Annotated in this window: 21 protein-coding genes and 1 riboswitch; of the genes, 11 read left to right on the forward strand and 10 right to left on the reverse strand. The window is 74.0% G+C overall.

Annotated features, from left to right (window positions below; genetic code table 11):
- Positions 1 to 66: 66 nt before the first annotated feature.
- A complete protein-coding gene (fmt, locus tag ACJOT3_RS07275) occupies positions 67 to 1,002 on the reverse strand; it encodes a methionyl-tRNA formyltransferase (RefSeq protein WP_406970125.1) in 936 nt (311 codons plus the stop codon).
- A gap of 114 nt (positions 1,003 to 1,116) precedes the next feature.
- Between fmt and ACJOT3_RS07280 the strand changes: the two genes are divergently transcribed.
- Positions 1,117 to 3,189, forward strand: a complete 2,073-nt coding sequence (locus tag ACJOT3_RS07280; protein WP_406970127.1) for a primosomal protein N' — start codon at positions 1,117 to 1,119, stop codon at positions 3,187 to 3,189.
- A 38-nt stretch (positions 3,190 to 3,227) separates the two neighbouring features.
- On the opposite strand, the gene ACJOT3_RS07285 is transcribed toward ACJOT3_RS07280, so the two are convergent.
- Both ACJOT3_RS07285 and ACJOT3_RS07290 read right to left on the reverse strand, forming a co-directional pair.
- A complete protein-coding gene (locus tag ACJOT3_RS07285) occupies positions 3,228 to 3,923 on the reverse strand; it encodes an SAM-dependent methyltransferase (protein ID WP_406970129.1) in 696 nt (231 codons plus the stop codon).
- A gap of 315 nt (positions 3,924 to 4,238) precedes the next feature.
- Positions 4,239 to 5,573 (reverse strand): aminotransferase class V-fold PLP-dependent enzyme, encoded by a 1,335-nt coding sequence (locus tag ACJOT3_RS07290; RefSeq protein ID WP_406970131.1) that lies wholly within the window; start codon positions 5,571 to 5,573, stop codon positions 4,239 to 4,241.
- Positions 5,574 to 5,630: 57 nt separating this feature from the next.
- Positions 5,631 to 5,746, reverse strand: a riboswitch (SAM riboswitch).
- Positions 5,747 to 5,996: 250 nt separating this feature from the next.
- Between ACJOT3_RS07290 and ACJOT3_RS07295 the strand changes: the two genes are divergently transcribed.
- The 7 genes from ACJOT3_RS07295 (at position 5,997) to ACJOT3_RS07325 (ending at position 12,614) form a co-directional block, all read left to right on the forward strand.
- Positions 5,997 to 6,353, forward strand: a complete 357-nt coding sequence (locus tag ACJOT3_RS07295; RefSeq protein WP_406970167.1) for a DUF3870 domain-containing protein — start codon at positions 5,997 to 5,999, stop codon at positions 6,351 to 6,353.
- A 4-nt stretch (positions 6,354 to 6,357) separates the two neighbouring features.
- Positions 6,358 to 7,614 carry a CaiB/BaiF CoA transferase family protein gene (locus ACJOT3_RS07300; RefSeq protein WP_406970133.1) on the forward strand — a complete coding sequence of 419 codons (1,257 nt, stop codon included), beginning with the start codon at positions 6,358 to 6,360 and terminating at the stop codon, positions 7,612 to 7,614.
- Positions 7,611 to 8,813 carry an acyl-CoA dehydrogenase family protein gene (locus tag ACJOT3_RS07305; protein ID WP_406970135.1) on the forward strand — a complete coding sequence of 401 codons (1,203 nt, stop codon included), beginning with the start codon at positions 7,611 to 7,613 and terminating at the stop codon, positions 8,811 to 8,813. The genes ACJOT3_RS07300 and ACJOT3_RS07305 overlap by 4 nt, the downstream gene beginning before the upstream one ends.
- A gap of 198 nt (positions 8,814 to 9,011) precedes the next feature.
- Positions 9,012 to 9,479, forward strand: a complete 468-nt coding sequence (locus tag ACJOT3_RS07310) for a nitroreductase family deazaflavin-dependent oxidoreductase (protein WP_406970137.1) — start codon at positions 9,012 to 9,014, stop codon at positions 9,477 to 9,479.
- A gap of 228 nt (positions 9,480 to 9,707) precedes the next feature.
- Positions 9,708 to 10,322: a TetR/AcrR family transcriptional regulator gene (locus ACJOT3_RS07315; RefSeq protein WP_406970139.1), complete on the forward strand. Its 615-nt coding sequence runs from the start codon at positions 9,708 to 9,710 to the stop codon at positions 10,320 to 10,322.
- Between the two features lie 92 nt (positions 10,323 to 10,414).
- Complete coding sequence (locus ACJOT3_RS07320; protein WP_406970141.1) at positions 10,415 to 11,260, forward strand: cupredoxin domain-containing protein; 846 nt, start codon at positions 10,415 to 10,417, stop codon at positions 11,258 to 11,260.
- Positions 11,250 to 12,614: a multicopper oxidase family protein gene (locus tag ACJOT3_RS07325; protein WP_406970143.1), complete on the forward strand. Its 1,365-nt coding sequence runs from the start codon at positions 11,250 to 11,252 to the stop codon at positions 12,612 to 12,614. The genes ACJOT3_RS07320 and ACJOT3_RS07325 overlap by 11 nt, the downstream gene beginning before the upstream one ends.
- A 2,340-nt stretch (positions 12,615 to 14,954) precedes the next feature.
- Here the strand turns inward: ACJOT3_RS07325 and ACJOT3_RS07330 are convergent.
- The 7 genes from ACJOT3_RS07330 to ACJOT3_RS07360 all read right to left on the reverse strand — a co-directional run bounded on the left by ACJOT3_RS07330 (position 14,955) and on the right by ACJOT3_RS07360 (position 22,741).
- The gene (locus ACJOT3_RS07330) at positions 14,955 to 17,132 is read right to left on the reverse strand and encodes a RelA/SpoT family protein (protein ID WP_406970169.1); all 2,178 of its coding nucleotides are present in this window, start codon (positions 17,130 to 17,132) and stop codon (positions 14,955 to 14,957) included.
- Positions 17,133 to 17,619: 487 nt separating this feature from the next.
- The gene (locus ACJOT3_RS07335; RefSeq protein ID WP_406970145.1) at positions 17,620 to 18,171 is read right to left on the reverse strand and encodes an adenine phosphoribosyltransferase; all 552 of its coding nucleotides are present in this window, start codon (positions 18,169 to 18,171) and stop codon (positions 17,620 to 17,622) included.
- A 223-nt stretch (positions 18,172 to 18,394) separates the two neighbouring features.
- Positions 18,395 to 18,766, reverse strand: a complete 372-nt coding sequence (yajC, locus tag ACJOT3_RS07340) for a preprotein translocase subunit YajC (RefSeq protein WP_406970147.1) — start codon at positions 18,764 to 18,766, stop codon at positions 18,395 to 18,397.
- Positions 18,767 to 19,065: 299 nt separating this feature from the next.
- Positions 19,066 to 20,196 carry a Holliday junction branch migration DNA helicase RuvB gene (gene ruvB, locus ACJOT3_RS07345; RefSeq protein ID WP_406970149.1) on the reverse strand — a complete coding sequence of 377 codons (1,131 nt, stop codon included), beginning with the start codon at positions 20,194 to 20,196 and terminating at the stop codon, positions 19,066 to 19,068.
- A 9-nt stretch (positions 20,197 to 20,205) separates the two neighbouring features.
- A complete protein-coding gene (gene ruvA, locus ACJOT3_RS07350; RefSeq protein ID WP_406970151.1) occupies positions 20,206 to 20,829 on the reverse strand; it encodes a Holliday junction branch migration protein RuvA in 624 nt (207 codons plus the stop codon).
- Positions 20,830 to 20,871: 42 nt separating this feature from the next.
- A complete protein-coding gene (gene ruvC, locus ACJOT3_RS07355; RefSeq protein WP_406970153.1) occupies positions 20,872 to 21,426 on the reverse strand; it encodes a crossover junction endodeoxyribonuclease RuvC in 555 nt (184 codons plus the stop codon).
- 148 nt (positions 21,427 to 21,574) lie between these two features.
- Entirely contained in the window at positions 21,575 to 22,741 is a 1,167-nt protein-coding gene (locus ACJOT3_RS07360) for an acetyl-CoA hydrolase/transferase C-terminal domain-containing protein (protein ID WP_406970155.1), read from the reverse strand.
- A gap of 133 nt (positions 22,742 to 22,874) precedes the next feature.
- Between ACJOT3_RS07360 and ACJOT3_RS07365 the strand changes: the two genes are divergently transcribed.
- From ACJOT3_RS07365 to ACJOT3_RS07375, 3 genes are read left to right on the forward strand one after another with little or no spacing between them, the layout of a single operon-like run.
- Positions 22,875 to 23,666: an NUDIX hydrolase gene (locus ACJOT3_RS07365; protein WP_406970157.1), complete on the forward strand. Its 792-nt coding sequence runs from the start codon at positions 22,875 to 22,877 to the stop codon at positions 23,664 to 23,666.
- The gene (locus tag ACJOT3_RS07370; RefSeq protein WP_406970159.1) at positions 23,663 to 24,742 is read left to right on the forward strand and encodes a protein kinase family protein; all 1,080 of its coding nucleotides are present in this window, start codon (positions 23,663 to 23,665) and stop codon (positions 24,740 to 24,742) included. The genes ACJOT3_RS07365 and ACJOT3_RS07370 overlap by 4 nt, the downstream gene beginning before the upstream one ends.
- A gap of 28 nt (positions 24,743 to 24,770) precedes the next feature.
- Positions 24,771 to 25,760 carry a hypothetical protein gene (locus ACJOT3_RS07375; RefSeq protein ID WP_406970161.1) on the forward strand — a complete coding sequence of 330 codons (990 nt, stop codon included), beginning with the start codon at positions 24,771 to 24,773 and terminating at the stop codon, positions 25,758 to 25,760.
- Positions 25,761 to 25,870: the final 110 nt, after the last annotated feature.

Consider the following 25,870-nt stretch of genomic DNA (forward strand, 5'->3'; position numbering starts at 1 on the left):
GCTCCTGGACCTGAAGGACGTGACCGGGCGGGACGCGGCCCCACCCGGTCCCGAGCCTACGGCAGCTCAGTCGCCCAGGCGGTCATCCGCGGTGGGACGCACGCCACGGGCCCAGTCCACGGCGTTCATCGCGCGCTTGCCCTGGGGCTGCACCTCGCCCAGCCGCACCGGGTGGGTGGCGGTGCCGACCAGGACCTGCTTCTTGTCGGCGTGCAGGCGGCCCGGGTCCAGGGCCGGGGTGTCGGCGTCGGGGACGGGGACGACCGGGCCGAGCTTGAGCCGGGCGCCGCGGAAGGTCGTCCAGGCGCCGGGGGCGGGCGTGCAGGCGCGCACCAGCCGGTCGACGCGCTGGGCCGGGGCGGTGAAGTCGGCCTCGGCGTCGGCGGGCTCCAGCTTGGAGGCGTAGGAGACCTCGGCGTCGGGCTGCTCGACCGGGGAGAGCTCGCCCGAGGCGATGCCGTCGATCGTGCGGACCAGTAGCCCGGCGCCCGTGTCGGCCAGCCGCTCCAGGAGTTCGCCGCTGGTGTCGGTGGGGCGGATCGCCTCGGTGAAGGTGCCGTAGACGGGTCCGGCGTCCAGCTCCTTGACGATCCGGAAGGTGGAGGCCCCGGTGACGTCGTCGCCGTGCAGGACGGCGTGCTGGACGGGGGCGGCGCCGCGCCAGGCGGGCAGCAGGGAGAAGTGCAGGTTGACCCAGCCGTGGCGGGGGATGTCCAGGGCGGCCTGGGGCAGCAGCGCGCCGTAGGCGACCACCGGGCAGCAGTCGGGGGCGATCTCGGCCAGCCGGGCCAGGAAGTCGGGGTCGCCCGCCTTGGCGGGCTTGAGGACCTCGATGCCGGCCTTCTCGGCGAGTTCGGCGACCGGGCTGGGCGCCACCTTGCGGCCGCGGCCGGAGCGGGCGTCGGGGCGGGTGACGACGGCGGCGACCTCGTGGTCGGAGTCGATCAGGGCCTGTAGGGACGGAACCGCCACCTGCGGTGTTCCGGCGAAGACGAGTTTCATACGGGTCCCCCTGGCTGTGCGCGGTTCGCGGCCCACCGCCGCGGGTTCCCAGTTCTACCAGCCGCACCGGGCGTCCCACGGCCGGTGTCGCCGGGTTCTGGTACACCAGAGGGGATGACATCCCAGCCCGCCGGACCCGAAGAGGTCCTCTTCGAGATCGCCGCCGCGCCCCCGGCGGAGAAGAAGCAGAAGAAACGCTCCGGCCGCCCGGCCCCCCGCACGCCCGCCGAGCGGCTGCCGGTCGCGCGCGTGGTGGTGGACACCCCGCTGCCGCACCTGGACCGGTACTTCGACTACCGGGTGCCCGCCGACATGGACGGGGCGGCGGTGCCGGGCTGCCGGGTGCGGGTGCGGTTCAACAACCGCAGGCTGACCGGGTTCCTGGCGGAGCGGGTGGAGGCGTCGGAGTTCGCCGGGCGGCTGGCCTACCTGGACTCGGTGGTCTCCCCCGAGCCGGTGCTCACCCCCGAGGTCCTGGGGCTGTCCCGGGCGGTCGCGGACCGGTACGCGGGCACGTTGAGCGACGTGCTGCGGCTGGCGGTGCCGCCCCGGCACGCCCGGGCCGAGAAGGAGGAGCCGGCCGAGGGCGCCGAAGGGGACTTCGGTGCGCCGGAGGCGGGGCCGTGGGAGGACTACCCGGACGGGCCGGCGTTCCTGGCGGAGCTGGCCGCGGGCAAGGCGCCCCGGGCCGTGTGGAACGCGCTGCCGGGCCCGGAGTGGCCCGAGGCGATCGCCGTGGCGGCGGGCACCGCGCTGGCCGCCGGGCGGGGCACCGTGGTCGTGGTGCCCGACGGCCGGGACGTGGAGCGGGTGGACGCGGCGCTGACCGCGGTGCTGGGCCCGGACCGGCACGTGGCGCTGACCGCCGGGCTGGGCCCGGCCGAGCGCTACCGGCGGTGGCTGGCGGTGCTGCGCGACCGGGTGCGGGTGGTGGTCGGCACGCGTGCCGCGGCCTTCGCCCCGGTGCGCGACGTGGGCCTGGTGGTGCTGTGGGACGACGGCGACGACGTGCACGCCGACCCGCACGCCCCCTACCCGCACGCGCGCACGGTGCTGTCGATGCGCGCCCACCGGGCGGACGCGGCGGCCCTGATCGGCGGGCACACCCGGACCACCGACGCTCAGATGCTGGTGGACTCGGGGTGGGCCGGGCAGCTGGTCGCCGACCGGGCGGTGCTGCGGCGGCGCGCCCCGGTGGTGCGGGCCGCCGGGGACGACCGCGAGCTGGAGCGGGACGGGGCGGCGCGCTCGGCGCGGCTGCCCGGGCTGGCCCTGCGGGTGGCCCGGCAGGCCTCCCGGGAGGGCGCGGTGCTGTTCCAGGTGCCGCGGCGCGGCTACCTGGCGACGCTGGCCTGCGCGGGCTGCCGCGAGCCCGCGCGCTGCGACGCCTGCCACGGACCGCTGGCGGTGCGCGGCTCGCACGCCCTGCCCTCCTGCGGCTGGTGCGGCCGGGTGGCGGGCGCGTGGACCTGCCCGGAGTGCGGGGTGAACCGGATGCGCGCGGTGGTGGTGGGCGACCGGCGCACCGCCGAGGAGCTGGGCCGGGCGTTCCCGTCGGTGGCGGTGCGCACCTCCGGCCGCGACGAGGTGCTGCCGCAGGTGCCGGGGACGCCGTCGCTGGTGGTGGCCACCCCGGGGGCCGAGCCGGTGGCCGAGGGCGGGTACGCGGCGGCGGTGCTGCTGGACGGCTGGGCACTGCTCAACCGGCTGGACCTGCGGGCGACCGAGGAGACGCTGCGGCGCTGGCTGAGCGCCGCGGCGCTGGTGCGCCCGGGCGGCACGGTGGTGGTGTGCGCCGAGGCGTCCTCGCCGGTGGTGCAGTCGCTGGTGCGCTGGGACCCGGCGGGGTTCGCCGAACGCGAGCTGGCCGACCGCCGCGAGCTGGGGTTCCCCCCGGCGGTGTCGATGGCGTCGGTGACCGGCGGCCCCGAGCACGTGCGCGAGCTGCTGGACCAGGTGGAGCTGCCCGAGGGCGTGGAACTCCTGGGGCCGGTGCCGGTGGGTGCGGACCGCGAGGGCCCGACCGGGCCGGGCGGGACGAACACCACCGAGCGGGCCCTGCTCCGGGTACCGCGTTCGGGGGTGGGCGCGCTGGCCCGGGCGCTCAAGGTGGCCGCGGCGGCCCGCAGTGCCCGCCGCGAGGAGCACCAGGCCCAGATCCGCGTCGACCCGCTCCAGGTCATCTAGGGCGGGGAGCCGTAGGCCGCGGGGTCACCGGGGGTGGCTCAGCGGCGCCATCGGCGCCCGGCCCCGCCCTGGGCGGGCGCGCGACCGAGGGCGCCCAGGACGCCGCTGCCGGGGGCGGCGACGTCCTCGTCCGGGTAGGGCCACCACACGAGGTCGGCGGCGCCGGGTTCGACGGGGTGGAAGGGCGCCAGGGCGCGCAGCAGCACCGGGTGGGGCGCGGTGCAGGCCAGGGCGAGGTGGCCGCCGCCGCGCAGCAGGGCGTGCAGGTCGGCGATGCCCTCGGGCGGGGCGTCGGCGGTGAAGGGCCGGGTCATGAGAACGGCGACGGGCTCGTCGAGGTCGACGAGCCCGGAGGTGGCGAGGCGGTGCAGGGCGGCGGCGGGGCCGCCGTCGCCGGAGACGACGGCGCCGTCGGAGGCGAGGGTCCCGGCGACCCCGGACGGGGCGATGTGGACGACGCGGGCGTCGGGGCGGTGGGCGCGGACGATGTCGGCCAGGCCCGGCACCGGGCAGCCCCAGTCGACGAACTGGGCGGTGCGGGCGTCGGCGCACAGGTAGGCGGTGACCCGGTTCAGGAAGGCGGTGTGGCGGCGCAGGGCCTCGTCGGGTTCGGGGCTCGGCCGCGGGGGCCGGCCGCGCAGGTCGACGACGCCGGAACCGCGCCGGGGGCGGCGCACCGGTTCGCGATGGGCGCCCGTGAGCGGTCCCGCCTCGTTGCCTCGGACGTCCGTCACGATCACGCTCCCCCAGCCGGTCCGCTCGTGGGAGGCAGGCGCGCCGTCGACAGGACCGGTCGGGTCCGCGGCACCGCGCCTTGCCATCAGGGCCTGATGCTACCCCTTGGAAAAGTGATTCCCAGCACACACCTGTGTGTTATGCGCCCTATGTCAGCTTTTGTCATGCCTTGTGTCCCCAAGGTTTCTCGGGCGAAGGTCCCGAAACACACATCGGGGACGCCGCCCGCAGGCGACGCCCCCGATTCGGGGATCTCCCGGCCCGGGGGACGGCGGGAGGGCCGCCCCGCCGCAGGGGGCCCGGCGGGGTGACGTTCAGCGGGGGTCGGGCACCGGGGCCAGGCGCCCGTCGGCGTCCGCGTACTCCCAGCGCGGGCCGCGCTCCACCAGGTCGGCGACCGCGCCGACGAGCCGGTCCACGTGCTCCCAGGTGGTGCCGATGCCCAGGCTGGCCCGCACCGCCTGGCCGTGCCCCCGCGGCAGCAGGTGGCGGGTGAGCGGGTGGGCGCAGAACAGGCCGTCCCGCACCCCGATCCCGTACTCCGCCGACAGCGCCGCCGCCAGCAGGTCGGCGGGGATCCCGTCCACGACGAACGACACGATGCCCACCCGCGGGTGGTCCTCGTCCCACAGGGACAGCTCGTGCACTCCGTCGATCTCGGCCAGGCCCGCGCGCAGCCGCTCCACCAGGGCGGTCTCGCGGATGTGCAGCAGCTCCTGCACCTTGGGGGTGAGGGTGTCGCAGGCCGCGGCCAGGGCGACCGCGCCCAGCACGTTGGGGCTGCCCGCCTCGTGCCGGGCCGGCAGGTCGTTCCACACCACGTCGTGCTCGGTGACCAGCTGCGTGGCGCCGCCGCCGGACAGGTACGGCGCGGCCTCGCGCAGCCAGTCGGCGCGCCCGGCCAGCACACCCGAGCCGAACGGGGCGTAGAGCTTGTGGGCGGACAGGGCGACGTAGTCGGCGCCGGTGCCCTTGAGGCTGAACGGCAGGTGCGGGGCGTACTGGGCGGCGTCCACCACCACGCGGGCGCCCTCGGCGTGGGCGGCCGCCACCAGCTCCTCCACCGGCCAGATCTCGCCGGTGACGTTGGAGGCCGCGGTGACGCAGAGCAGGCGCGGGCCTTCCGGGGCGGCGGCCAGGGCGGCGCGGGCGGCGTCGATCGCGGCCCGCGGGGACTCCGGCAGCGGCAGGCGCACCACCGATCCGGCGCGGGAGGCCGGGTGCTCCCAGGGCAGCAGGCTGGCGTGGTGCTCGGACTCGAACACGACCACCGTGCAGCCCTGCGGCACCGCGCGGGCCAGCAGGTTGAGGGCGTCGGTGGTGCCGCGCACGAACACCACCGCGTCGGCGGGCTCGGTGCGCACCCCCAGGAAGCGGGCCACCGAGCGGCGGGCCCGCTCGTAGGCGTCGGTGCTGACCTGGGAGTGGTGCCCGGCGCCGCGGTGCACGCTGGCGTAGTAGGGCAGGGCCGCCGCCAGGGCCTCGGCGACCGGGGTCAGACACGGGGCGCTGGCCGCGTAGTCCAGGTTGGCGTAGTCGACGCGCCCGCCGGTGACCAGGGGGACGCCCTCCTCGGCGGTGACGATCGTGCACCGGCTCAGGTCGGGCCGGGCGGACGGAGCGGAGCCGATGGGAGTGACGACGGTCATGGCACACCTCTTCAGTGGGTCATGGGACCCACGGGGTGCCGATCAGGCAGCGCCAAGGGTCCGCGCTTGCTCCGACACGGTCGTGTCGGGACCTGGTCCTCACCCGGGGCACCCCACCGCGGATGGAGGGTTGCCGACCAGCAAGCCGGGGCTTCGCGCTGGTACTCGTGACCTGCGACGCAGATTAACACAGCGCCCGCCGGGAGCAACAGGGCGATCCGGGTGTGGTCCGGGACACGCTTTCGGGGACCCGCTCGACGGCCGGGACTCGACAGCCGGGGAACGGGGGCGCCATACTGGTCCGCATCTGCCCTCACGTCGCGGGTGTCCGGTTCCCCCCGGACGCCTCCCAGGCGCGAGACTCCAGAGCACTGGAGTTTTCGCATGCCCGCGATCGAAGAGGTGACGTACGTGCACGACCGTATGCAGCAGGTCTTCCGCAATCCCCGGGTCGTCCTGATCTCCGGCTACGCCCGCCTGCCCGACTCCGTGGCCAGCCACTCCCAGTACCAGCGCCTGGGCGTCGTCCTGGCGGTGGACACCGCCGACGGCCGGATCGTCGCCGCCGACACCACGCTCCTCACCGACCTGGCCAAGGACTTCTTCCGCGCCCTGGTCGAGGGCGCGTCGGTCACCGAGGACATCGCCGAACTGGTGCGCCGGGTGCAGACCCGCTACGCGGGCCAGTCGGGGGCCGCCCTCACCACCGCGCTGCGCCGCTGCCTGGAGAGCTACTACCAGCTCAAGGACGACCACCAGTTGCCGACCGGCGAGGAGTAGCCCGTTGTCCGTGCCTCCGTCCGTACCCGCGTCCCCGCCCCTGGCCCCGCCCCCGCCTCTGCCCCTGGCCGGGGTGCGCGTCGCCGACCTGTCCCGGGTCCTGGCCGGGCCCTACGCCACCATGCTCCTGGCGGACATGGGGGCCGAGGTGGTCAAAGTCGAACAGCCAGGTAAAGGCGACGACACCCGCGCCTGGGGCCCGCCCTGGGCGGGCGGGGAGGCCGCCTACTTCCTGTCGGTCAACCGCAACAAGCGCAGCCTGGCCGTGGACCTCAAGGACCCCGACGGACTGGCCGCCGTGCAGGAGCTGTGCGCGGGTTCCGACGTGGTCGTGCAGAACTTCCGGCCCGGCGTCATCGACCGGCTGGGCCTGGGCTACGCCGACGTCAGCGCCCGCAACCCGGCCGTCGTGTACTGCTCGGTGAGCGGGTTCGGGCCCGAGCACGAACCCGCGGGCCGCCCCGGGTTCGACATCGTGGTGCAGGCCGAGAGCGGCCTGATGGGCACCACCGGCCCCGCCGAGGGCCCGGCCAGCAAAGTGGGGGTCGCGCTCACCGACGTGCTCACCGGGCTCAACGCCGCGGTGGGCGTCCTCGGCGCCCTGATGCGCGCCCGCGCCACCGGGCGGGGCGAGGAGATCAGCGCCTCGCTGATCAACTCCACCCTGTCCGGGCTGGTCAACCTCACCCAGCAGGCGCTGGTCACCGGGGTCGAGCCCGCCCGGGTCGGCAACGCCCACACCACGATCGTCCCCTACCAGGCGTTCCCCACCGCCGACGCCGACCTCGTCATCGCCGCCGGCAACGACGCGCTGTACCTGCGCATGTGCGAGGCGCTGGAGCGCCCCGACCTCGCAAAGGACCCCCGTTACGCCACCAACCCGGACCGGGTGGCGCACCGCGGGGAACTGGTCGCCGAGATCACCGCGACCCTGCGCACCCGGCCCGCCGACCACTGGGCCGAGCGCCTGCTCCAGGCGGGCGTGCCCGTGGGCCGGGTCCGCGGGGTCCTGGACGCGCTGCGCACCGCCGACGCCCACGGCGACGACGTGCTGCGCACCGTCGACCACCCCACCGCCGGTCTCCTGGAGCAGGTCCGCGCCGGGTTCCGGCTGGAGAACACGCCTCCCCCGCTGACCGCGCCGCCCCTGCTGGGGCAGCACTCCCGGGAGATCCTCACCGAACTGGGCCTGGCCGCCGACCGGATCGACGCGATGGTCGAACGCGGCGCCGTCCAGCAGCACCCGAAAGGAAACTCATGAGCGACCGCAAGGCACCCGCCCCGGACCCCCGCGACTTCCTGGCCGTGGACGCCGGCCTGGACGACACCGAACGCGACGTGCGCGACGCGGTCCGGGCGTTCGCCACCCGTGAGCTGTTGCCCAACGTGGCGGACTGGTTCGAGGCGGGCACGCTGCCCGACCCGCGCGGGCTGGCCAAGGCGTTCGGCGACCTGGGCGTGCTCGGCATGCACCTGGAGGGGTACGGCTGCGGCGGCTCCAGCGCCGTCGCCTACGGGGTGGCCTGCCGCGAGCTGGAGGCGGTGGACTCGGGGCTGCGCAGCTTCGTGTCCGTGCAGGGCTCCCTCGCCATGGCCGCGATCCACAAGTACGGCTCCGAGGAGCAGAAGGAGCGGTGGCTGCCCGCGATGGCCGCGGGCGAGGCCATCGGCTGCTTCGGCCTCACCGAGCCCGACTCCGGCTCCGACCCCGGCTCGATGCGCACCCGCGCCCGCCGGGACGGCTCCGGCGGCGACACGGCGGACTGGGTGCTCGACGGCACCAAGATGTGGATCACCAACGGGTCCGTCGCCGACGTCGCCGTGGTGTGGGCCGCCACCGACGAGGGCATCCGCGGGTTCGTCGTGCCCACCGACACCCCCGGGTTCACCGCCAACGTCATCCACAGGAAGCTGTCGCTGCGCGCCTCCATCACCTCCGAGCTGGTGCTGGAGGGGGTCCGGCTGCCCGCCGACGCGGTCCTGCCGGGCTCGCGCGGGCTGGGCTCGCCGCTGTCCTGCCTCAACGAGGCCCGCTACGGGATCGTGTGGGGCGTGGCCGGTGCGGCCCGGGCCTGCTACGAGGCGGCGCTGGAGTACGCGGGCACCCGCGAGCAGTTCGGGCGGCCGATCGCCGGGTTCCAGCTGACCCAGCGCAAGCTCGCCGACATGGTCGTGGACGTCAACCACGCCGGGATGACCGCGTTGCAGATCGGGCGGCTCAAGGACCAAGGGCTGGCCCACCACAACCACGTCAGCTTCGGCAAGTTCGCCAACGTCGCCGCCGCCCAGCGGGTGGCCGCCGCGGCCCGGTCGGTGCACGGGGCCAACGGGATCACGCTGGAGTACCCGGTGATGCGGCACATGGTGAACCTGGAGACGGTGGCGACCTACGAGGGCACCGAGGAGATCCACGCGCTGAGCATCGGACAGGCGGTGACCGGGATCTCGGCGTTCCGGTGAACGGGATCTCGGATGACCGGCACTTCCGCACTCCGGTGACCGGTGTCTCGGCGTTCCGGTGACCGGGGTCTTCGTACTCCGGTGGCCGGCACCTCCGCACTCCGGTGACCGGCGTCTCCGCGTTCGGAGGACCTCCGGCCTGACGTTCCCAGCCCACAACCACCACAATGGGGGACAAGCGATCGAGGGAGTTGTCAGATGGTGGACGAACCGGCGAAGCGGTTCGAGATGACGCGGGCGCGACGGGTGCTCAACGCGGCGCTCGGCGGCTTCGTCAAGTACGGGGTGTGCCCGCCCGACACGTACCTGCTCACGACGCGGGGACGTAAGACGGGCTTCCTGCGCACCGTCCCGATCAACCTCGTGGACAACAACGAGGGCCGGTTCCTGGTCGCCCCCTACGGGGAGGTCGACTGGGTCCGCAACATCCGCGCGGACGGGTTCGCGACGCTGCGCAAGGGCGGCTGGATCGAACTGGTCAGCGTGCGCGAGCTGGACGCCGCGGAGGCGGCCCCGGTGCTGCGCGAGTACCTGGACCACCCGCGCGGGCTGGTGGTGGCGCCGTACTTCGAGGCCCCGCCGGACGCCCCGGCCGAGGCCTTCGAGGCGGAGGCGCACCGGCACCCGGTGTTCGAGATCGTGCGCTCGACGACGATCCGCATCTGAGCGGGCGCCCGAACGGACGGCCGAGCGGACGGCCGAGCGGACGGCCGAGCGGACGGCCGAGCGGACGGCCGAGCGAGCGGCCCCGGTCCCCCACGGACCGGGGCCGTCGCCGTGCGGTCCCCGGGTGGGGTCGATCCCTGGGTGGGTTTGATCCGGGCGGGGTCGATGCGGGCGGGGTCGATCCGAGTGGGGTTGACAGGATCCGGTTATGAGTGTGTACTCACTTACATGAACACCACCGAAGCAGGCCGTTCCACGGCCGAGGCGCGCAAGGCCGCGATCCTGCGGCACGCCGTGCCCGTCTTCGCCCGGAGCGGCTACCACGCCACCCCGGTGACGGAGATCGCCGACGCGGCCGGGATCTCGCAGGCCTACGTGTTCCGGCTGTTCGGCAACAAGCTGGGCCTGTTCACGGCCACGCTGGAACGCTGCTTCGGGCTCATCGAGCAGGCGCTGCGCGAGGGCGCGGAGAAGGCGCTCGACGCCCCCGCACCCCAGGTGCTGGCGGCGATGGGCGACTCCTACGCGGACCTGATCGCCGACCGCGACCTGCTCATGCTCCAGGTGCACGCCCAGAGCGCGACCGACGTCCCCGAGATCCGGGAGGCCATGCGGCGCGGCTACGCCTCGGCGGTGACCCTGGTGCACGAGCTGTCCGGGGGCACCCGGGACCAGGTGCAGTACTTCATGGCCATGGGCCTGATGTGCCACCTGATCACCGCCCTGGACCTGGACGAGGTGGACGCCCCCTGGGCGCTGACCCTGATGAACGGCATGACCGTCCACGGGCGGCGCGAGGAGAAGACCGAGAAGGCAGCGAAGGCAGCGAAGGCAGCGAACTAAGAGAACACGCCCACCGCGGGGTGGGCGTTTTTTCGGCCCCGGCAAGTGAGTGACCACTCAATAACAACCCCCCGACACGGGAAGGCACGACCATGACCGAGATCCGTGAGACCCCCACCGCGACCGACCGGCGGCAGCCGCCGCCCGCCGCGTTCGCGGTCGCCGCCACGGTGGCGTTGGCCGCCACCACCCTGCTCTCCTACCTCGTCACCGGCGGGGCCCCGAACCCGGCCATGGCGTCGATCGCGGTGCTGCCGCTGCTCGCCGCGTTCGGGTACCTGCGCTCGGCCCGCTGGGCCGCGGTCCCCGCCGTCCTCACCGTCGTCACCCTGCTGGTGATGCGCACCGCCGACCTGTCACACGACCTGGCCCGGCCGGGCGAGGTCGGGCCGTTCCTGGTCGCCGCGGCCACCGTCCTGGCCTCGGGCGTCGTCCTCGTCGCCGCCGTGCCCGGCCTGCTCGCGGGCGCCCGGTCCCTGGTGGTCGGACTCCCCCTGGGGGCGGTGCTGGGCCTGGGCCTGGTGCTGGTCTCCCCGCAGCTCGACGACACCGGCGCGCTGACGCCGGAGCAGGTCGCCGCCCTGCCGACGGTCGCCATGGTGGACTTCAAGTTCGAGCCCGGGCAGCTCACCGTCGCCGAGGGGCGGCCGGTGGCGTTCCGGTTCACCAACGACACCGACGGCTCGCACAGCTTCGCCATCGAGTCCCTGGGCATCGACGTCACCGTCCCGGCCGGCCGGACCCGCACGGTGGTCGTGGACCTGGAGCCGGGTGTGTACCCGTTCGTCTGCTCCGTGGGCAGCCACGAGGAGAACGGCATGGTGGGCCGCCTGACCGTGACGGGCGAAGGCGACGCGGCCGGGCACGAGGGCCACACCGGGGTCGAGGGCGCGGCCGAGGGCGCGGCCGAGGGCGAGGGCACCGGCCATGACCACTGAGACCTCACGCCGGTCGCCGCTGGGCCGGCGCGCCTTCCTGGCGGCGGCCGGTACCGCGGTCGCCGCCGCGGCCGCCGTCCCCGCCGTCCGCGCCCTCACCGGGCCGGACCTGCCCACCGACCGCCCCGAGCTGCCCGGCCTCCCCGAACTGGCGACCACCGACACCGACGGCCTGCGGGTCGCCGAACTGGTCGCCGCCTCCGCCGGGCCCGGCCTGGTCTACAACGGCTCCAGCCCCGGACCGCTGCTGCGCCTACGCGAGGGCGACCGGGTGCGGGTCGACTTCACCAACACCACCGACGCCCCCAGCAGCCTGCACCTGCACGGGCTGCCGCTCACCCCGGACGTCGACCGGCCGCTGGAGCACGTGATGCCGGGCGGGTCCTCCTCCCAGGAGTTCACGGTGACCCCGGGCTGCGCGGGCACCTACTGGTACCACCCGCACGCCCACGGCGACGTGGAACGCCAGCTGCTCGCCGGACTGGCCGGGCCGGTCGTCGTCACCGGCCCCGCCGACGAGCGGCCGGGGCTGGTCGAGGCCGACGACCGGCTGGTCATGTTCACCGTCTCCGGCCGCGAGATCCTGGCCAACGGGGTCCGGCGGCCCGGGACCACCGTCCGCAGCGGGCTCACCCGGCTGCGGCTGCTCAACGCCACCGCGGGCGACCACCTCCTCCTGGGCTGCGTCCGCCGCGACCGGAGCCGCCCGCCGCTGCACCTCATCGCCACCGACGCCGGACTCATCGAGCGCCCCCACCGGGTCCAGGAGATCCTGCTCGCCCCGGGCGAGCGCGCCGAGGTGCTGGTGGAGACCACCGAGGCCGGTCCCCTCGGCCTGGTCCGCCTCCCCTACTCGGTCCACGGCCCGGGCGGGGAGGCCGCCAACGACGAAGAGACCCTCCTCGTCCTGGACGTCCCCGAGGGACTGGCGCCGGTGCCCCTCCCCGACCATTTGGCCCCGGTCGAGGAACTCGACCCCGCCACCGCCGTCCGCACCCGGCGGGTGGTCTTCGACGCCGCCCCGGACGGCGCATTCACCGTTGACGGGCGCGTCTTCGACATGGACCGGGTGGACGCCCGCGCCGACCTCGACACCCTGGAGATCTGGGAGGTGGCCAACGACCACGCCGCCGACCACCCCTTCCACCTGCACAGCTACCCGGTCCAGGTACTCGACCGCGATGGCGTCCCCGAGCCCTTCCGGGCCTGGCGCGACACGGTGAACGTGCCCGCGGGGTCGACGGTCCGCCTCCTGGTGCCCTTCCGCCACGGCGGCGGGCGGACTGTTTACCACTGCCACATCCTGAACCACGAGGACCTGGGCATGATGGGTGTTCTGGAGGTGGCGGGGTGACCGGATTGGAAGTGATCGGGCTCGGAGCCACCGCGGCGCCTGGATCCTTGGGGGTGGGTGGGTTCCGGCGGCGGTCACCTTTTGGGGTCGGGGTCGTGGGTCTTCCCCCGGGCTGGGGCCGGGGCTGAGGGGGTCTCTGTGGCCGTCACCCCTTGGGGCGCAGGTCCCGGTTTTTCCTCCGGTCTGGGGTTGGGGCTGTGGGTATCTGCGGCCGTCACCCCCTGGGGCGCAGGTCCCGGTTCTTCCTCCGGTCTGGGGCTGATGCTGTAGGCACCCGCGGCCGTCACCCCCTGGAGTGCAGGTTGTGGTTCTTCCTCCCGACACCCCCTGCGGCGGGGAGGGCGATCGGGGCGGGGGTTACTACGCCAGGTGTCTGGGCTTTCAAGCGAGGTCTGTGCAACCGCGGCTTCACAGTCGGAGCGTCTTTCCGTGGACCTGTGTGGCCGGGGATGTGCGCTGTGCCCCGACCCGTCCCCTGAAAACACCCCCACCACCCGGGACGTGAGTCCAACGCGTACGTCTTTTTGGTCTGCCGGGCGTCGTACCGTGGGGACGGCTCCGCGCCCAGCCCGGGTCTGTACGTTCCCAGGGGGTGACCCGTGGAGACCAACGCGACCGAGACCGGCCCCCTACACCGCCCTCCGCAGATGGTTGCTGTCCTGGAAACCTGCTCTTGCTGTCTCACCCCCTGGGGCCGGGGTCCAGTCCCGCTCTACCGAAACCCCCTTCGGCCGGGGCCGGAGGCCTCGTGCAGCCGTCACCCCCTGCGGCGGGGGAGGCCAGGAAAGTGACCGGGCTGGGGCTGAGGCCCCAGGTCAGGTGGGAAACCCCCCGGGGCCAGGACGGGAGGCCTCGTGCGGCCCTCACCCCCTGCGGCGGGGGAGGCCAGGAAAGTGACCGGGCTGGGGCTGAGGCCTCAGGAAAGGTGGGCAACCCCCGGGGTCGGGGCGGGAGGCCTTGTGCGGCCGTCACCCCCTGCGGCGGGGGTGGTCAGGAAGGTGGCCGGGCTGAGGCTGAGGACTCCAAGAGGGGGATAGGGCTATGGCTGAGGCCCCGGGTAAGTGGGAAACCCCCTGGAATGGAGGTCCCGGTCGGGCGGGCAACCCCCTGGGGCCGGGCGGGGAACGCCACTGCGGCCTTCACCCCCTGGGGCGAAGGAAGGTGCGACGCCCTCCGGCTGTGACTGAGGATTCCGGTCACACCAGCGCGACCTCCGCCCCAGAGGGTTTCCCACCCGACCCGGAGCCCTCAACCCCAACCCGGCCACCCCCGCCCCAGGGGGTAAGGGCGGCAAGAGGCTTCCCGCCCCAGTCGCAGGGGGTTGCCCCCGGCCTGGAGCCCCCAGCCACAACCGGAAGGCATCGCGCCTCCCCCGCCACAGGGGGTTTCCCACCTAACCCGGGGCCTCAGCCCCAGCCCGGTCACCTACCCGGGGCCTTAGCCACAGCCGGAGTGCGTTGTGCCTCCCCCGCCGCAGGGGGTGAGGGCCGCACGAGGCCTCACGCCCCAACCCCAGGGGGTCACCCACTTGCCTGGGGTCCTTGGCCACAGCCCGGCCACATCCCTGACCACCCCCGCCGCAGGGGGTGACGGCAGTAGGAGGCCTCCCGCCCCGGCCCCAGGGGGTGTCGGTAGAGCGGGACGGGACCCCGGCCCCAGGGGGTGAGACAGCAAGAGCAGGTTTCCCAAACCCCCGCCATCTGCGGACGGCGGTGTAGGGGGCCGCACACGGTCGCGTTGGTCTCCACGGGTCACCCCCTGGGAACGTACAGACCCGTGCCGGGCGCGGAGCCGTCCCCACGTAGAAGGGGCGGCAGACCAAAAGGCGTACGCGTCTCCTGCACGCCCCGGGCGATGGGGGTTTGTTCCGGGGACGGGTCGGGGCCCGGCGGCACGCTCAGCCACACAGGTCCACGGAAAGAACGCTCCGACTGGAAACAGGCTGTTGCGCAGACCTCGCTTGAAAGCCCGACCACAGACGGGGTAACCCCCGCCCCGATCGCCCTCCCCAACCCAAGGGGGTGTCGGGAGGAAGAACCACAACCCGCGCCCCAGGGGGTGACGGCCGCAGATACCCACAGCCCCAGCCCCAGACCGGAGGAAGAACCGGGACCTGCGCCCCAAGGGATGACAGCCACAGAAACCCTCTCTCCAGCCCCCCCCCCCGCGGCGAGGAAGGCAAAGGAAGCACTCCTTCCTCCCCTCACCCCCTAGGGCGAGGGAGGCGCAAAACCCTCCGGCTGTGGCCAAGGCCTCCAGGAAGGGAACGGACCGGGACCGGGACCAAGACCGGGACCAAGCACCCCCGGCCCCATCCCCACCCCGGCCCCAACCCCCATCTCAGTTCCGAACCCGGTACACGTCGTAAACCCCGTCCACGTTCCGTACCGCCCGCAGCACACTCCCCAAGTGCGCCGGGTCCGCCATCTCGAAGGTGAACCGGCTCTGCGCCACCCGGTCCCGACTCGTCTGGACCGTCGCCGACAGGATGTTGACGTGCTGGTCCGACAGCACCCGCGTGATGTCCGACAACAACCTCGCCCGGTCCAAGGCCTCCACCTGCAAGGCCACCAGGAACAGCGAGTCCTCCGTCGGCGACCAGTCCACCCGTACCTTGCGCTCGGGGTCCAGGGTGGCGATGTTCACGCAGTCGGCGCGGTGCACCGACACCCCGTTGCCGCGGGTCACGAAGCCCACGATGTCGTCGCCGGGCACCGGCGTACAACACTTGGACAGGCGCGCCCACACGTCGGCGTCGCCCTCCACGACCACGCCCGGGTTGCCGGGCTGGCGCTGGCGGGGCGCCTTGGTGGGGAGGGCGGGTTCGGCGATGTCCTCGGTGTGGTCGTCGACGACGCCCATGGAGTCGACCAGTTTGGTGACGACGTTCTGGGCGCTGACCTGCCGTTCCCCCACGGCCGCGTACAGGGCGTCCACGTCGGGGTAGCGCAGCTCGTCGGCCAGGGCGATGATGGCCTCTCCGCTGAACAGGCGCTTGACCGGGAGCTCCTGCTTGCGCATGACCTTCGCGATCTCCTCCTTGCCCAGCTCGATGGCGGCCTCGCGGCGCTCCTTGGTGAACCAGTGCCGGATCTTGTTGCGGGCGCGGGCGCTCTTGACGAAGTCGAGCCAGTCGCGGTTGGGTCCGGCGTCGGGGTCCTTGGAGGTGATGATCTCGACGGTCTCGCCGTTGTGCAGCTCGGTCTCCAGGGACACCAAGCGGCCGTTGACCCGGGCGCCGACGGTGCGGTGGCCGACCTCGGTGTGCACGGCGTAGGCGAAGTCGACGGCGGTGGCGCCCTGCGGCAGCGAGATGACGTCGCCCTGCGGGGTGAAGACGAACACCTCCTGCACCGACAGGTCGAAGCGCAGCGACTCCAGGAACTCGCCCGGGTCCTTGGTCTCCTGCTGCCAGTCGATGAGCTGGCGCAGCCACGCCATGTCGGAGCCGCCCTTGGGCGTGGCCGGGGCCCCGCCGCTGTTGCGGTCCTCCTTGTACTTCCAGTGGGCGGCGATGCCGTACTCGGCGCGCCGGTGCATGGCGCGGGTGCGGATCTGGAGCTCGACCGGGTTGCCCGAGGGTCCGATGACCGTCGTGTGCAGCGACTGGTACATGTTGAACTTGGGCATGGCGATGTAGTCCTTGAACCGCCCGGGCACGGGGTTCCACCTGGCGTGGATGGTCCCCAGGGCCGCGTAGCAGTCGCGGACGCTGTCCACCAGGACCCGCACGGCGATGAGGTCGTAGATCTCGTCGAAGCCGACGTTGCGGGCGATCATCTTCTGGTAGATCGAGTAGTAGTGCTTGGGCCGGCCCTTGACGGTGGCCTTGATCTTGGACTCGCGCAGGTCGCCGGAGACCGCCTCGATGACCTCCTGGAGGTACACGTCGCGGCGGGGGGCGCGCTCGGACACCAGGCGGGCGATCTCGTCGAACCGCTTGGGGTAGAGGGTGGCGAAGGCCAGGTCCTCCAGCTCCCACTTGATGGTGTTCATGCCCAGGCGGTGGGCGAGCGGGGCGAAGATCTCCAGGGTCTCGCGGGCCTTCTTCTCCCGTTTGGCGACCGAGGGCAGGTAGCGCAGGGTGCGCATGTTGTGCAGCCGGTCGCAGAGCTTGATGACCAGGACGCGGATGTCGCGGGCCATGGCGACGACCATCTTGCGGACGGTCTCGGCCTGGGTGGCCTCGCCGTACTTGACCTTGTCGAGCTTGGTGACCCCGTCGACGAGCTCGGCGATCTCGTCGCCGAAGTCGGCGCGCAGCTCCGCGAGCGTGTACTCGGTGTCCTCGACGGTGTCGTGCAGCAGGGCGGCGGCCAGGGTGGCCTCCTGCATGCCGAGCTCGGCGAGGATGGTGGCGACGGCGAGCGGGTGGGTGATGTAGGGGTCGCCGCTCTTGCGTTTCTGGTCCCGGTGGTGGTGGGCGGCCACTTCGTAGGCACGCTCGATGAGCCGCACGTCCACCTTGGGGTGGGTGGCGCGCACGGTCTTGATCAGTGGTTCCAGCACCGGGTTCATCGTCACTCCCCGCTGGGCGCCGAGTCGGGCGAGTCTTCTGCGGACTCGCACGGTGGAGGGCGTGGATGCGGCGGAGGGCGCCGCCGTGGCGGCGCCCTCCGGGCGGTCGTCGGTCGTGGGGCGGTCGCGGTCCGCGGGGGAGCGCTCGCCGGCCGCGGGGGCGGCGCCCTCGGCCTGGGGGCGGGCGGCGTCCGGTCGCGTCCCGTTCCCGGGTACCGTCCCGGTCGAGACAATGTCGCCTGGCATGCCTACCTCCCGCGGTTCCGCCCGGATCGTGCGGGCGGTCGGCGTCGCCCGGCGGTCTCCGGTGCACGTGTGTTTCTTCTGGGCCGGTCGCCGATCGCGGCCGCGGTGCCGCTCCTCAGGTGTTCAGTCTAGTGTCCCCCGTGGGCCTCCCACCGGCGCCGACGCGTGGTCGGCGGCCGTGGCGCCGCGGGGATTCCCGGTACGCCGAACGCCGCGGTGGCGCAGGGTGTGGGCGGGTCGCTCAGACCGAGAGGAGGGCGTGCGGCTCCACGTCGGACAGCTTCTCGCGCCCGTGGAGAGCCGTGAGCTCCATCAGGACGGAGAATCCCACGACCGTACCACCCGCCTTGCGGACCAGGTCCACCGCGGCCCGGCCGGTTCCCCCGGTGGCCAGCACGTCGTCGACGATGAGCACGCGGGAGCCCTCGGTGATCGCGTCGGCGTGGATCTCCACGGTCGCGGTCCCGTACTCCAGATCATAGGGCTGCTCGATCACGGACGAGGGCAGTTTCCCGGCTTTGCGCGCGGGGACGAACCCTGCCCCCAGTTCCATCGCCACCGGGGCGCCGAAGATGAAGCCGCGGGCCTCCAGGCCGACCACGTGGTCCACGCCGGCGTCCCGGAAGGGGGCGGCGAGCCCGGCGACGGTGGCGGCCAGCGCCGCGGGGTCGTTGAGCAGTGGGGTGATGTCCTTGAACAGGATGCCCTGCCGGGGGAAGTCCGGGATGTCGCGGATGCGGCCCAGGAGGAGTTCCGGGGTGGCGGTGTCCGCGGGTGCGTTGTCGTGGGCCATGGTGCGGTGTGGACCTTACTGGTGTTCCGTGGTGGCGGTGCCGTGGGCGCCCGGGGGTGCCGGGGCGGACGGGGCGTCCCGTCCGACGGCCGGGGTCGGCCGGGACGGGCCGGACACGACGGTACCGGCCCCGGTGGGGGCCGGTACCTGCGGGTCCGTGCGTGGCGCGCCGGGCCGCTCACCCCGGGGCGTTCTCATCTCGGGGTTCGGGCGGCGGTCGCCGTCAGTTGTTGGGCTTGGGGTCGTCGTCGCCGAAGTCGGGGCGGTCCTCGACCGGCGTGTCGTCGGTCTGCGGGGTGAGGAACTCGCCGATGCCCGGCTTGAGCATGCGGATCCGGGTGCCCGGCGAGATCTCCAGGATCACGTCGTTCTCCTGGATCTCGACGACGGTGCCGTAGATGCCCGCCTTGGTCATGACCTCGACCCCGGGGACGAGGGCGCTCTGCATCTGCGTCTCCTGCTGGCGCCGCTTCTGGTTGGGCCGCCAGATGAGCAGCCAGAACACCAGGAGGATGAGGGCGATCATGGGGAGCGAGGAGAGGATTCCTCCGCCTGCGGGCGCGGCTCCGTCGGCGAGTTGGTAAAGGCCCTGCACGGGGCGTCCTTCCTGAAGTCTTCGTCGTGTGGCCGACGGCGCGGTCAACGCGACGACCACCTTGTTCGTGCCGGTCCGGACGTGGTCGGCCCGCACGGCACCCGTTGGCTACAACGCCTGGGGAGGCCGATGCGTTCCTTCGGTGTCGGACGACACTCCCGGGGCGGGTTGTCACCCCGGTCTCGGTCGGTTCGTCACAGCTTACGTGGCGCCGGTCACCGTTCTCCCACCGGTGGAGATCGGAGTGTTAACGGTTGTGCCTCGGCTCCGGCGCGGGCCGTGGCCTGCGCCGGGGCGGTTCAGGGGGTGCCGGAGGCCCCGTTGCCGTTGGTGCCGGTGGGACCCGTGGTGCCGCTCTGGGAGGCCGCGGCCGCGGCGCCGAAGGCAGCGTCCGGCGGGGGTGTGAGCCCCAGGTGGGCCCAGGCCAGCGGGGTGGCGACCCGGCCGCGCGGGGTGCGGGCCAGGAACCCGGAGCGGACCAGGAACGGCTCGGCGACCACCTCGACGGTCTCGGCCTCCTCCCCCACCGACACGGCCAGGGTGGACAGGCCCACCGGTCCGCCGCGGAAGCGGTGGAGCAGCACGTCGAGGATGGCGCGGTCGAGCCGGTCCAGGCCCAGGGCGTCCACCTCGTACAGCTCCAGGGTGGCGCGGGCGGTGTCCAGGGACATGACCCCGTCGCCGCGCACCTCGGCGTAGTCGCGGACCCGGCGCAGCAGCCGGTTGGCGATGCGGGGTGTGCCGCGCGAGCGCCCGGCGATCTCGCGGGCGGCGTCCTCGGCCAGCGGGACGCCGAGCAGCCCGGCCGAGCGGTGCAGGATGCGCTCCAGCTCGTCGGCCGAGTAGAAGTCCATGTGGGCGGTGAACCCGAACCGGTCGCGCAGCGGGGCGGGCAGCATCCCGGCCCGGGTGGTGGCGCCGACCAGGGTGAACGGGGCGATGTCCAGCGGGATGGCGGTGGCGCCGGGGCCCTTGCCGACGACCACGTCGACCCGGAAGTCCTCCATGGCGACGTAGAGCATCTCCTCAGCGGGGCGGGCCATCCGGTGGATCTCGTCCAGGAACAGCACCTCGCCCTCCTGGAGGGTGGACAGCACCGCGGCCAGGTCGCCGGAGCGTTCGATGGCGGGACCGGAGGTGATGCGCAGGGGCGCGCCCAGTTCGGCGGCGATGATCATGGCCAGGGTGGTCTTGCCCAGGCCGGGACCGCCGGACATCAGGACGTGGTCGGGGGCGCGGTTGCGCTTGCGGGCGCTGTCCAGGACCAGGGAGAGCTGTTCGCGCACCCGTTCCTGGCCGACGAACTCGTCGAGGGCGCGCGGCCGCAGGGCGCCTTCGAGCTGGCGCTCGTCGGCCCCGGCCTCGGAGGACACCGCCTCGCGGGCGTACGGGTCCGCGGGACCTGTCGGCCGGTCGTGATCGTCGTACACGGGATACTCCTAGGCGCGGCTGAGGGTGCGCAGGGCGCTGCGCAGCAGGACGGCGACGTCGGTGGTCTCCTCGGCCTGGGGCGCGACGGCGGCGGCCGCGGCCTCGGCGTCCTTGGCGGACCAGCCCAGGTTGACCAGGCCGGACACCACCTGGGTGCGCCAGGCGCCGTTGGGCCCGGCCCCTCCCGCGCCGGCGCCCTGGGCGGGCGGCAGGGTGCCGTCGGTGAAGACCGGCGGGTCGAGCTTGCCGCGCAGTTCCAGGACGATGCGCTGGGCGCCCTTCTTGCCGATGCCGGGGACCCGGGTCAGGGCGTCGGTGTCCTCGGCGGCCACGGCCTGGCGCAGGGCGTCGGGGCTGAGCACCGACAGCATGGCCAGGGCCAGCCGGGGCCCGACCCCGGAGGCGGTCTGGAGCTGCTCGAACAGGTGCTTCTCGTCGTCGTCGGCGAACCCGAACAGCGTGAGGGAGTCCTCGCGCACGACGAGGCTGGTGGCGACGGTGCCGGTCTCCCCCACGTGCAGGTGGGACAGGGCGCTGGGGGTGCACTGCACGAACATGCCGACCCCGCCGACGTCGATGACGGCGCTGCCCGCGCCGCGTGCGGCCACCCGGCCGGTGAGGAACGCGATCATGTCCAGGCGGGCCCCGGGTGCGCCGGGTGCCCTTCTCCTTCCCTAGGGGCGGGTGCCGCGGGCGCGGCGGGCCAGTTCGACCTTGCGGGCGAAGTCCTGCTGCGCCTGGGCCACCCGGGCCTGGGCGCCGCCGCGCCAGATGTGGCAGATGGCCAGCGCGACCGCGTCGGCCGCGTCGGCGGGACGGGGCGGGCCGTCGAGTCCGAGGATACGCGCGACCATGGTGCCGACCTGCGCCTTGTCGGCGCGGCCGCTGCCGGTGATGGCGGCCTTGGCCTCGCTGGGGGTGTGCAGGGCGACGGGCAGGCCGCGGCGGGCGGCGCAGACCAGGGCGATGCCGCTGGCCTGGGCAGTGCCCATGACGGTGCTGAGGTTGTGCTGGGCGAAGACCCGCTCGACGGCGACGGCGTCGGGGCGGATCTCGTCGAGCCACCGCTCGATGCCGCGTTCGACGCCCAGCAGGCGCTGGGGCAGGTCCTCGTCGGGGCTGGTGCGGATGGCGTCGGCGCCGATGAGGCGCAGGGGGCGGCCGATGGCGCCCTCGACGGCGCCCACGCCGCACCGGGTGAGCCCCGGGTCGATTCCCAGCACGCGCACGCGTCCCACACCTTTCTCGAACGTTCGTTCGCACCATGCTAGTGCCGCGGGACGACAGGAGTCCCGCACACGGCCGTCGGCGTGTCGCCGGGGCCGTGCCGGTCGGGCGTGTCGAGCGTATCGGGGCCCGGGAACGGCGCGGGGCCGTTCAGCCGCGCGCGGTGTCCGGGGGCGCGATGTCCCACAGGTCGGCCAGGGCGGCGCGGCGCTCGGCGCGGGACAGGCCGCGCAGGTCGGCGACGCCGCGCTCGGTGACCACGACCTCCACGTCCTGGGAGGGGGTGGTGACCGGCCGGGAGAGGCGTTCGACCAGGGTGGGGCGGTCGCGGTGGTGGGTGGGGATCGCGATGACGCTGAGCCCGCCGATGGAGCGGGTGGCGGCCGCGGCGTAGTCGGAGTGGCCGCCGATGCCGCCGAGCACGCCCTGGGCGGTGCCCTCGACGTTGACCTGGCCGTCGTGGTCGATCTCCACGGCGGTGTTGACGGCGACGAAGGGGTCGGCGGACAGGCGGCCGGGGTCCAGGACGTGTTCGACGGGGTGGAGCAGGGGGCGGCCGTCGGCCCAGGCGTGCAGGCGGGGGCCGCCGACGAGGTACATGCCGACGGGGTCGCCCAGCAGCAGGCCGCGTTCGTCCAGGTCGACGACGGCCTCGGGCAGCGGGCCGGAGTCGATGCGCACCGGGACCCGCAGCTCGGCGGCCAGGGCGGCGGGCACGGGGCCGAAGCCGAGCTGGAGGCGGGCGCCCTCGGGGATGAGGGGCGCCAGGTGGCGGGCGATGGCGACCTGGTCGGGGCCGGTGGGCGAGGGGCGCAGGGTCCCGGCGGTGCGGTCGCTCTCCCCGATGACGACCACGCGGTCGGCGGGCAGCGGCGGACCGGCGTCGGCGCGGGGCAGGTTCGGGGAGACCACCCCGGCGACCAGGGCGCCGGCCGCGACGGCGGTGCGCAGCCAGCCGACCTCGCTGGCGAAGGTGTACCCGCCGGGCACCGGGACGACGGAGGCGACGAGCAGGTCGGGGCGCCACAGCCCGTGCAGCAGGGCGGGGACGGCGGACATGCGCACCGGCGGGTGGGCGATGAGGCCGCGGTCGACGTGCTCGCGCAGGCCCCAGCCGGGCATGACGGTGCGGGCGTCGGCGAACGCGGCGGGGTCGAGTCCGGGGTCGGCCTCGGGGACCCAGCCCAGGATGAGGCGGACGTCGCCGGCGCGGGCGGCGGCCGCGCACAGGTCGGCGGTGACGCTCGTCGGCGCGCCGAACCCGTCGCCCAGCGCCACGGTCGCACCCGGCCTCACCAGGTCCTTCAGGCTCTCCACGGCCTCCCCTTTCACCGGACCGACCGTATCGGACGGCGGGATCAAGCCGGAAAAGGGGTGGACTCCGGCGCGGGACCGTGTTAAGTTCTACTCGAACCGAGAAAAACTCACTCTGAGAAGAACTGGACCGACCATGGTGGACGACGGGATGCGGCGGGACGCGGACGAGCGGGAGTTCCTGGCCGCCTACGACCCGCACGCCTACGCCCCCGCCGCGGTGACCGTCGACGTCGTGGCGATGACCGTCCGCGCCGGGGAGCCCCTGGTGCTGCTGGTCCGCCGGGGCGCCAGCCCGCAGCGGGGCCGGTGGGCGCTGCCCGGCGGCTTCGTCCGGGCCGAGGACGGCCCCGCCGGACCCGCCGACCCCGACCTGCCCGACGCGGCGCTGCGGGTCCTGGCCGAGAAGACCGCCCTGCCCACCAGCCTGCACCTGGAGCAGCTGGGCACCTACGGCGCCCGCGGCCGCGACCCCCGCATGCGGGTGTTCTCGGTGGCGTACATGCTGCTCGCCCCCGACCTGCCCGACCCCGAGCAGGGCCGCGACACCGCGGAGGCCGCCTGGGTGCCCTGGCGCGACCTGGGCCACGGCGGCGACGCCCGGCACGAGCTCGCCTTCGACCACGCGCGCATCGTCGCCGATGCCGTCGAGCGGGCCCGCGCCAAGCTGGAGTACACCTCCCTGGCCACGGCCTTCCTGCCGCCGGTGTTCACCATCACCGACCTGCGCGAGGTGTACGAGGCCGTGTGGGACCGCACCCTGCACGCGGCCAACTTCCACCGCAAGATCCTGGCCGCCCCCGGGTTCGTCGAGGACACCGGCGAGGTGGCCGGCCGCGGCGGCTCCGGCGGCGGCCGCCGCCCCCGCCTGTACCGGGCGGGCGGCACCGCCGCCCTGCACCCGCCGCTGCTCAGGAGCGCCCCATGACTCCCGTGGAGGTCACGATGACCGTCGAGGAGGCGGCCCGCGCCGTCCTCACCGCCCATGACCCCGCCGACCTGTTCGGCCCCCTCCCCGCCGACGGCACGACCGCCGTGCCCGCGGCGGCCGCCTCGGCCCACCGGCGCCTGGCCCGGCTGCTGCACCCCGACACCCCCGCCGGCGACGCCGCGCTGTTCACCCGGCTCACCGAGCTGTGGACGCGCTACCGGGAGGCCGTCCAGGGCCGGATCGGGTTCGACGACCATGTGGTCGTCACCGCCACCCGGAGCTACCACGTGGGGTCCTCCCCGCTGGCCTCGGGCGACGTCGCCGACCTGTACCCCGTCCGCTACCGGGACGGCCACTGGCGCGGCGCGGTGCTCAAGGTGCCGCGGGCCCCGCGCGACAACGACCTCATGGAGGCCGAGGCCACCGCCCTGGAGCGGATCCGGGAGAAGGGGCCGCGCGAGGCGCGGGCGTTCTTCCCCCGGCTGCTGGAGTCGATCCGCCACCGCGACGCCGCCACCGGGGTCGAGCGCAGGGCCAACGTGCTGGCCCGGCTGGACGGCTTCCACAGCCTGGCCGACGTGCGCCGCGCCCACCCCGACGGCATCGACCCGCGCGACGCCGCGTGGATGTGGCGCCGCCTGCTGGTGGCGCTCGACGCGGCCTCCCGGGCCGGGGTGGTGCACGGGGCGGTGGTGCCCGAACACGTGCTGATCCACCCCGAGGAGCACGGCCTGATCCTGGTCGACTGGTGCTACTCGGTCACCGCGCACGCCTCGCGCACCGCCCCGCACATCCCCGCGATGGTCCCCCACCGCAAGGAGCTGTACCCGCCCGAGGTGGCGCAGCGGCGGCCCGCCTCGGTGCGGACCGACATCTACATGGCGACCCGGTGCGTCGAGTACGTCACCGCCGGGCGCCTGCCCCGGGAGCTGCGCTCGTTCGCCCGCGGCTGCGCCCTGCCGGCCGCGAACCAGCGGCCCTCCGACGCGTTCGCCCTGCTGATCGAGCTCGACGAGGTCCTGGAGCGGCTCTACGGGCCGCGCCGGTTCCGCCCCTTCACCATGCCCGCCTGACCACCCCCACCGACACAAGGAGAACACCATGGGAAGCAGCCACTGGTCCACCGACGCCTACCACGCCCGCAAGGCCTACAACGCCTCCGCCGGACGCAGCGACTTCGGCTACACCGACGACGTCCTGTCGTCCGTCCCCCGCGGCAAGTGGAAGGTCCACGAGACGCTCGACCCCAAGGGCGTCACCGCCCGCGAGAGCCGCGACTCCGACGAGCACCCCGAGTCGCTGGCCATCTCGGTGCTGTTCGACGTCACCGGTTCGATGGGCCGCGTCCCCCGCGTGCTCCAGACCAAGCTGCCCGCGCTGTTCGGCCTGCTGCTGCGCAAGGGCTACGTGGAGCACCCGCAGATCCTGTTCGGCGGGATCGGCGACGCCACCTGCGACCGGGCCCCGCTCCAGGTCGGCCAGTTCGAGTCCGGCAACGAGCTGGAGGAGGACCTCAACAACATCCTGCTGGAGGGCGGGGGCGGCGGCCAGGTCACCGAGTCCTACGAGCTGGCCATGTACTTCATGGCCCGGCACACCGCCATGGACTGCCTGGACAAGCGCGGCCGCAAGGGCTACCTGTTCCTGATCGGCGACGAGAAGGCCTACGGCAAGGTCAAGGCCCGCGAGGTGCGCGACGTCATCGGGGACGACCTGGCCGAGGACATCCCGTTCCCGCAGATCCTCGCCGAGCTGCGGCGCAAGTTCGAGGTGTACTTCATCATGCCGAGCGGCAGCAGCCACTTCACCAACGACGCCGTGCGGTCCTTCTGGGACACCCACATGGGCCAGAACGTCATCCACCTGGAGGACCTGGGCGCCGTCTCGGAGACCATCGCGGTGACGATCGGCCTGTCCGAGGAGGCCGTCGACCTGGAGGAGGGCCTGTCCGACCTCGCCGACGCCGGGTCCGACGCCGGTGACGTGGTGGGCCGGGCGCTGGCGCCGCTGGCCGGGCCGCGCGGCTCGATCGTGCGCTCGGCCGGCCTGCCCGGCGGCGACGCCTCGGCCCCGGGGACGGACCGGCTGTGAACACCCAGGAGTGGGCCGACACCTCGGCCGTCGTCGTCGACCTGGGGTTCGGCGACGCGGGCAAGGGCGTGACGGTCGACCTGCTGTGCGCACGGCGGCGCTACGGCGCC

It is taken from the genome of Nocardiopsis protaetiae (assembly GCF_045446735.1).
GTDB lineage: Bacteria > Actinomycetota > Actinomycetes > Streptosporangiales > Streptosporangiaceae > Nocardiopsis > Nocardiopsis protaetiae.